This window comes from Methylibium sp. T29-B (assembly GCF_000576225.1).
GTDB lineage: Bacteria > Pseudomonadota > Gammaproteobacteria > Burkholderiales > Burkholderiaceae_C > Methylibium > Methylibium petroleiphilum.
Map to the genome: position 1 here is coordinate 1 of NZ_AZSN01000187.1, position 6,285 is coordinate 6,285.

Annotated in this window: 4 protein-coding genes and 2 pseudogenes; 2 read left to right on the forward strand and 4 right to left on the reverse strand. The window is 68.5% G+C overall.

What is annotated here, in order from left to right:
* On the forward strand, positions 1–906 hold a 906-nt coding region (locus tag Y694_RS19010; protein ID WP_036235372.1), incomplete at its 5' end, for a DUF3108 domain-containing protein.
* 4 nt (positions 907–910) lie between these two features.
* On the opposite strand, the gene Y694_RS22790 is transcribed toward Y694_RS19010, so the two are convergent.
* Positions 911–1,399: a hypothetical protein gene (locus tag Y694_RS22790; protein WP_051495899.1), complete on the reverse strand. Its 489-nt coding sequence runs from the start codon at positions 1,397–1,399 to the stop codon at positions 911–913.
* Positions 1,400–1,551: 152 nt separating this feature from the next.
* On the opposite strand from Y694_RS22790, the gene Y694_RS19020 reads away from it, so the two are divergent.
* On the forward strand, positions 1,552–2,340 hold the full coding sequence (locus tag Y694_RS19020; protein WP_036235376.1) for an enoyl-CoA hydratase: 789 nt from the start codon (positions 1,552–1,554) through the stop codon (positions 2,338–2,340).
* Here the strand turns inward: Y694_RS19020 and Y694_RS19025 are convergent.
* From Y694_RS19025 to lysS, 3 genes and pseudogenes are all read right to left on the reverse strand, one after another.
* Positions 2,331–2,713 (reverse strand): annotated as a pseudogene (locus tag Y694_RS19025) (DUF779 domain-containing protein). The gene Y694_RS19020 and the pseudogene Y694_RS19025 overlap by 10 nt on opposite strands.
* 80 nt (positions 2,714–2,793) lie before the next feature.
* Entirely contained in the window at positions 2,794–4,314 is a 1,521-nt protein-coding gene (locus tag Y694_RS19030) for an aldehyde dehydrogenase family protein (protein ID WP_036235379.1), read from the reverse strand.
* A 349-nt stretch (positions 4,315–4,663) separates the two neighbouring features.
* Positions 4,664–6,183: pseudogene (lysS, locus tag Y694_RS19035) on the reverse strand (lysine--tRNA ligase); the annotation flags it as partial.
* Positions 6,184–6,285 lie beyond the last annotated feature (102 nt).

The following is a 6,285-nucleotide window of genomic DNA, read 5'->3' on the forward strand; positions in this document are numbered from 1 at the left end:
CCGGCGTCGGCGCCACAACCCGGACCGGTCGATCCCGTCGATCCGATCGCCGACAGCGTGCCCGCGTCGGCGTCGGCGCCGGAATCCGCTGTGGCCGAGTCGACGCCGGCGCCGGCGCCGGCACCGGCACAGGCCGATGACGCGGCGGCAGCGGCCGTGTCCGAGACGGCCGCGAGTGCGCCCGCCGATCCGCTGCCGGGCCCACCCACCTTCGCCTGGCCGGCGTCGACCCGCCTCAGCTACACCCTCACCGGCAACGTGCGCGGCGAGGTGCTCGGCACCGCGCAGGTCGAGTGGCTGCGCGACGGGGGGCGCTACCAGGTGCACCTGGACGTGGTCGTCGGGCCGGGCTTCGCCCCCCTGATGCAGCGGCGCATGACGAGCGACGGCGAGATCACCCCGCAGGGTCTGGTGCCGCGCCGCTACGACGAGCGGACCCAGGTGGCCTTCGGCCGCACGCGAACGGCCAGCCTGCACTTCGACGCCGACGGCGTGACGCTCGCCAACGGCCAGCGCCATCCCGGTCTGCCGGCGCTGCAGGACACCGCGAGCCAGTTCGTGCAGCTGACCTACCTGTTCACCACCGGCGCCGAGCGCCTGCAGCCGGGCGGACGCATCGAGATGCCCCTGGCTCTGCCGCGGCGCGTGGACCGCTGGGTGTACGACGTGATCGGCGAGGAGGTCCTGGCCACCCCGTTCGGTCCGGTGCCGGCTTGGCATCTGCGACCGCAGCGGGAAGGCGACGCCAGTTCGCTCAGCATCGAGGCCTGGTTCGCTCCCAGCCTGCAGTACCTGCCGGTGCGCATCGTGATCCGTCGCGGGACCGATGAATTCATCGACCTGATGATCGAGCGCCTGCCCCTGCAGGCCGCCGACGAGCCCTTGGGCGGATCGGCGCTGCGCTGACCGTTCAGCTGCCGGTGTGTGCGAGGCCGACGTGCTGCTCGAACTCGGCCGCCTTCGCCTCGCCGAGCTGCTGGCGGACGACGGTGGCGGCCAGCGCGAGCGCGGCCTGCATCGCCTCGGGCGTCTTGGCCTTCTCGACACGGATGTTCGTCGAGTCGGCATAGGGGCCGAGGTGCGCGCTCATCCAACGCACGGCCCGTTGCCGCGTCTCCTGGAGTGTCAGCACCACGGCATTGACCAGCGGCGTCGCCGGGGCGGCCTCGGCTGGTAGCACCACATGCACCGCCGTGACGGCGATCACCTCGATATGACCCTGTTCGAGCAGCGCCTGCAACGTGTCGTCGGCGGGTGGGGTGATCAGCTTCCTGAGTTCTTCGTCCGAGCGCTTGCCGTCGACGAGGATCAGCGCCTGACGCAGGCGCGGCACCAGCCGCAGCGCGCGAGTGGCAATCTCGTTGCGACCTTGTTCCGTCTTGCGGTAGATGGTGCTCATGCGTTCCGACGAAGAAAACTTCGCAAGTTTGTAAGACTAGCGCAAGCTGATGTCTCCGGCTGCGTCGCCCGGTCGGCTGCACAGCGGCAGGTGCGAAGGACAGCACGCCGCTGCCCGTTACAGTGTCGCCTACTGCGAAAGGACGCCCTGACATGGACTACCAGCATCTGCTGACCGAAGTGCGCGGCAGCGCCGCGCTGAAGACCGGCTGGATCACTCTGAACCGGCCCAAGGCGCTGAATGCGCTCAACGATGCGCTGATGGACGAACTGGGCGACGCGCTGCGGGCCTACGACGCCGACGCGTCGGTTGGCTGCGTGGTGATCACCGGCAGCGAGAAGGCCTTCGCCGCCGGCGCCGACATCGGCGGCATGGCGTCGCAGACCTACATGGACGCCTACAAGGCCGACTTCATCACCCGCAACTGGGAGGCGGTGCGCAGCGTGCGCAAGCCGGTGATCGCGGCAGTGGCCGGCTACGCGCTGGGCGGTGGATGCGAGCTGGCCATGATGTGCGATCTGATCATTGCCGCCGACACGGCGCGCTTCGGTCAGCCGGAGATCAAGCTCGGCATCATCCCCGGCGCCGGCGGTACGCAGCGGTTGCCGCGGGCGGTCGGCAAGGCCAAGGCGATGGACCTGGTGCTGACGGCACGCATGATGGACGCGGCCGAGGCCGAGCGCGCCGGCCTGGTGTCACGCGTGGTGCCGGCCGATCGCCTGCTGGCCGAGGCCCAGGAGGCGGCGGACGCGATCGGCGCGATGGGGTTGCCGGCCATCCTGGTGGCCAAGGAGTGCGTGAACCGCGCCTACGAGTCGCCGCTATCGGACGGCGTGTGGTTCGAGCGGCGCATGTTCCAGTCGCTGTTCGGCACCGAGGACCAGAAGGAAGGCATGGACGCGTTCGCGAACAAGCGCAAGCCGGTGTTCCGTCACCGCTGAGCGGCGGCGCGCTCGTCGTCCAGGATCTGCGCGAACTCCTCGTCGGTGAACAGCCTCGACCGGGTGTGGAAGGCCTTGCCTTCCGGCCCCTCGAGCGAGAAGGTGCCGCCGCCGTGGCCGTCGATCACGTCGATGATCAGCTGGGTGTGCCGCCAGTACTCGTACTGCGACTTGCTGATGTAGAACGGGCAGCCGCCGATGTCGCGAGGTACACGTCACCGGCACCGATGGTGAGTTCGCCCGGCAGGTAGCAGTTGGCGGCGCTGTTGTCGCAGCACCCGCCCGACTGGTGGAACATGAGTTCACCATGTTTCTGCTTGAGCAGCTCGATGAGCTCGACCGTCGCAGGTGTGGCAATGACTTTGTCGACCATGTGGATCACCCATGGAAAAAGGGGGTGGATGCCCACCCCCTCCGGTTTGCAGGCGCAGGGCCGGCGTCGCGATCTCGCGATCAGAAGAAGCCGAGCTTGTTCTCGCTGTAGCTGACCAGCAGGTTCTTGGTCTGCTGATAGTGGTCGAGCATGACCTTGTGGTTCTCGCGGCCGATGCCCGACTCCTTGTAGCCGCCGAAGGCGGCGTGCGCGGGGTAGGCGTGGTAGCAGTTGGTCCACACGCGACCGGCCTTGATGGCGCGGCCCATGCGGTAGGCCACGTTGCCGTTGCGGCTCCACACGCCGGCGCCCAGGCCGTACAGCGTGTCATTGGCGATGGCGAGGGCTTCCGCCTCGTCCTTGAAGGTGGTCACGGCCAGCACCGGGCCGAAGATCTCCTCCTGGAATATGCGCATCTTGTTGTGGCCCTTGAAGATCGTGGGCTGCACGTAGTAGCCGCCGTCGAGGTCGCCGCTCATCTGGGCCTGCTGCCCGCCGATCAGCACCTGCGCGCCTTCCTGCTTGCCCAGGTCGAGGTAGGACAGGATCTTGGTCAGCTGTTCCTTCGAGGCCTGCGCGCCGATCATCGTGTCGGTGTCGAGCGGGCTGCCCTGCTTGATCGCGGCCACGCGCTTGAGGGCGCGCTCCATGAACTTGTCGTAGATGGATTCGTGGATCAGCGCGCGCGACGGGCAGGTGCAGACCTCGCCCTGGTTGAACGCGAACAGCACCAGGCCTTCGATCGCCTTGTCGAGGAAGGCGTCGTCCTTGTCCATCACGTCGGCGAAGAACACGTTCGGCGACTTGCCGCCCAGCTCCAGCGTGGCCGGGATCAGGCTGTTGGCGGCGGCCTGCGCGATCACGCGGCCGGTGGAGGTGGAACCGGTGAAGGCGATCTTGGCGATGCGCTTGCTGGTGGCCAGCGGCATGCCGGCCTCGCGGCCGAAGCCGTTGACGATGTTCAGCACGCCCGGCGGCAGCAGGTCGGCGATCAGCTCGGCCAGCACCAGGATGCTCACCGGGGTCGACTCGGCCGGCTTCAGCACCACGCAGTTGCCAGCGCCCAGGGCGGGCGCGAGCTTCCACGCAGCCATCAGGATCGGGAAGTTCCAGGGAATGATCTGGCCGACGACGCCGAGCGGCTCGTGGAAGTGGTAGGCCACCGTGGTTTCATCGATCTCGCTGACGCCGCCTTCCTGCGCGCGCACGCAGCCGGCGAAGTAGCGGAAGTGGTCGGCGCTCAGCGGGATGTCGGCGTTGAGCGTTTCGCGCATCGGCTTGCCGTTGTCCACCGATTCCGCGTAGGCCAGCAGTTCCACGTTGGCGTCGATGCGGTCGGCGATCTTCAGCAGCACGTTGGCGCGCTCGGCGGCCGAGGTGCGGCCCCACTTGTCGGCGGCGGCGTGGGCGGCGTCGAGCGCCAGCTCGATGTCCTCCGGGCCCGAACGGGCGGCGCGGGTGTAGGTCTTGCCGGTGATCGGCGTGATCACGTCGAAGTACTGTCCCTTCACGGGGGCCACGAACTTGCCGCCGATGAAGTTGTCGTACTGGGCCTTGAAGGCGACCTTGGAATCGGAGGAGCCGGGATTGGCGTAGCGCATGGGGTGTCTCCAAAGAAGTGGGATGAGCGGGTAATCCGTCGTTCGCGACTGCAGGGGCCGCGTGCCGGTTGCCTTGGGGTCTGACAGGGCAGGGTTCGTGCCACGCGGCACACGGGGCCGAGCAACGACCGATCCATTGCAGTAATCGCGAAGAAGGATTGCTACCGGCTGCGCCATCCAGGGCCGCGGCGGCGTCACTTGCTACCTGGTGGAGCAACTGCGGAGCAGACGCGCAGGAATCCAACCTATGCGAGCAAATGCATAGGATGAGGCGGCGAAGACCCGCATCGATGCGGGCATCGGCGCCCTGCACCGATGCGACGCCGTGGCGTGCGCGGTTCGGCTCAGCCTCGCGCCGCAGCGCGGGGAACAGGATCACGTCGCGGATGTTCGGCGAGTCGGTCAACAGCATCATCAGGCGGTCGATGCCGATGCCGCAGCCCCCGGTGGGCGGCAGGCCGTGCTCGAGCGCGCGGATGTAGTCGGCGTCGAAGTACATCGCCTCCTCGTCACCGGCGTCCTTGTTGGAGGCCTGTGCCGCAAAGCGCGCGGCCTGGTCCTCGGGGTCGTTGAGCTCCGAGAAGCCGTTGCCGAACTCGCGGCCGGTGATGAAGAGCTCGAAGCGCTCGGTGATCGTCGGGTCGGCATCGGAGGCGCGGGCCAGCGGCGACACCTCGACCGGGTAGTCGACGATGAAGGTCGCTGCCACAGCTTCTCCTCGACAGCCGCCTCGAACAGGCCGAACTGCAGTTCGGCGAGCGACCAGTGCGCCGGCACCTTCTCGCCATGCGCTTCGAGCTTCGCGCGCAGCACCGTGGAGTCGACGGCTTCCGCCGCGCTCAATCCTGCATGCACGACCAGCGAGTCGCGCACCGAGAGCCGCGCGAACGGCGATTCCAGGTCGACGGCCTGCCCACCGTAGGCGAGCTGCGCCGTGCCCACCGCCTTGCGCGCGGCGTGGCGCAGGATCTGCTCGGTGAAGTCCATCAAGTCGTGGTGGGTCCAGTAGGCAGCGTAGAACTCCATCATCGTGAACTCGGGGTTGTGCCGGACCGACACGCCCTCGTTGCGGAAGTTGCGGTTGATCTCGAACACCCGCTCGAAGCCGCCCACCACCAGCCGCTTCAGGTAGAGCTCGGGCGCGATGCGCAGGAACATCTGCTGGTCGAGCGCGTTGTGGTGCGTCACGAAGGGCTTGGCGTTCGCGCCGCCGGGGATGGGGTGCAGCATCGGCGTCTCGACCTCGAGGAAGCCGTGCTCGACCATGAACTGGCGGATCGAGCTCACCGCCTTGCTGCGCGCGCGGAAGCGCTCGCGCGAGGCCTCGTCCATGATCAGGTCGACCTCGCGCTGGCGGTACTTGAGCTCCTGGTCGGCCATGCCGTGGAACTTGTCGGGCAGTGGCCGCAGGCTCTTGGTCAGCAGCCGGATCGTGCCGACCTTGAGGCTCAGCTCGCCGGTGCGGGTCTTGAACAGCGTGCCCTCGGCGCCGAGGATGTCGCCCAGGTCCCAGTGCTTGAAGGCGGCCAGCGCCTCCGGACCGACGGCGTCGGACGTGATGTAGAGCTGGATGCGGCCCGAGCCGTCCTGCACCGTCGCGAAGCAGGCCTTGCCCATCACGCGCTTGAGCATCATGCGGCCGGCGATGCGGGCCGGGATGGCCAGCGCCTCCAGCTCCTCGGCGCTCTTGCCCTCGTGCAGGCGGTGCAGATCGACGGCGTGGTCGCCCGGCTTGAAGTCATTGGGGAAGGCGGCGCCCCCTGCGGCCTGGGCCTGCGCACGCAGCGCGGCGAGCTTCTCGCGGCGTTCGGCGATCAGCTGGTTGTCGTCGGTGCCGGGCGCGGCGGCGTTCGGGGGCGTGGTGGTCATGGGGTGGTCCTGGGAGCGGCGGCACGCGGGCAGGGCGCACGCGGCGGGCGAGCGGCGGATTTAGAGACTGGCTCCGCGCCGGCGGCCGGAACCCCGGGCCGG

Coding starts and splice junctions, on each gene's coding strand:
- Y694_RS22790 (WP_051495899.1), bottom strand. CDS start 1,399: ATGAGCACCATCTACCGCAAGACGGAACAAGGTCGCAACGAGATTGCC.
- Y694_RS19020 (WP_036235376.1), top strand. CDS start 1,552: ATGGACTACCAGCATCTGCTGACCGAAGTGCGCGGCAGCGCCGCGCTG.
- Y694_RS19030 (WP_036235379.1), bottom strand. CDS start 4,314: ATGCGCTACGCCAATCCCGGCTCCTCCGATTCCAAGGTCGCCTTCAAG.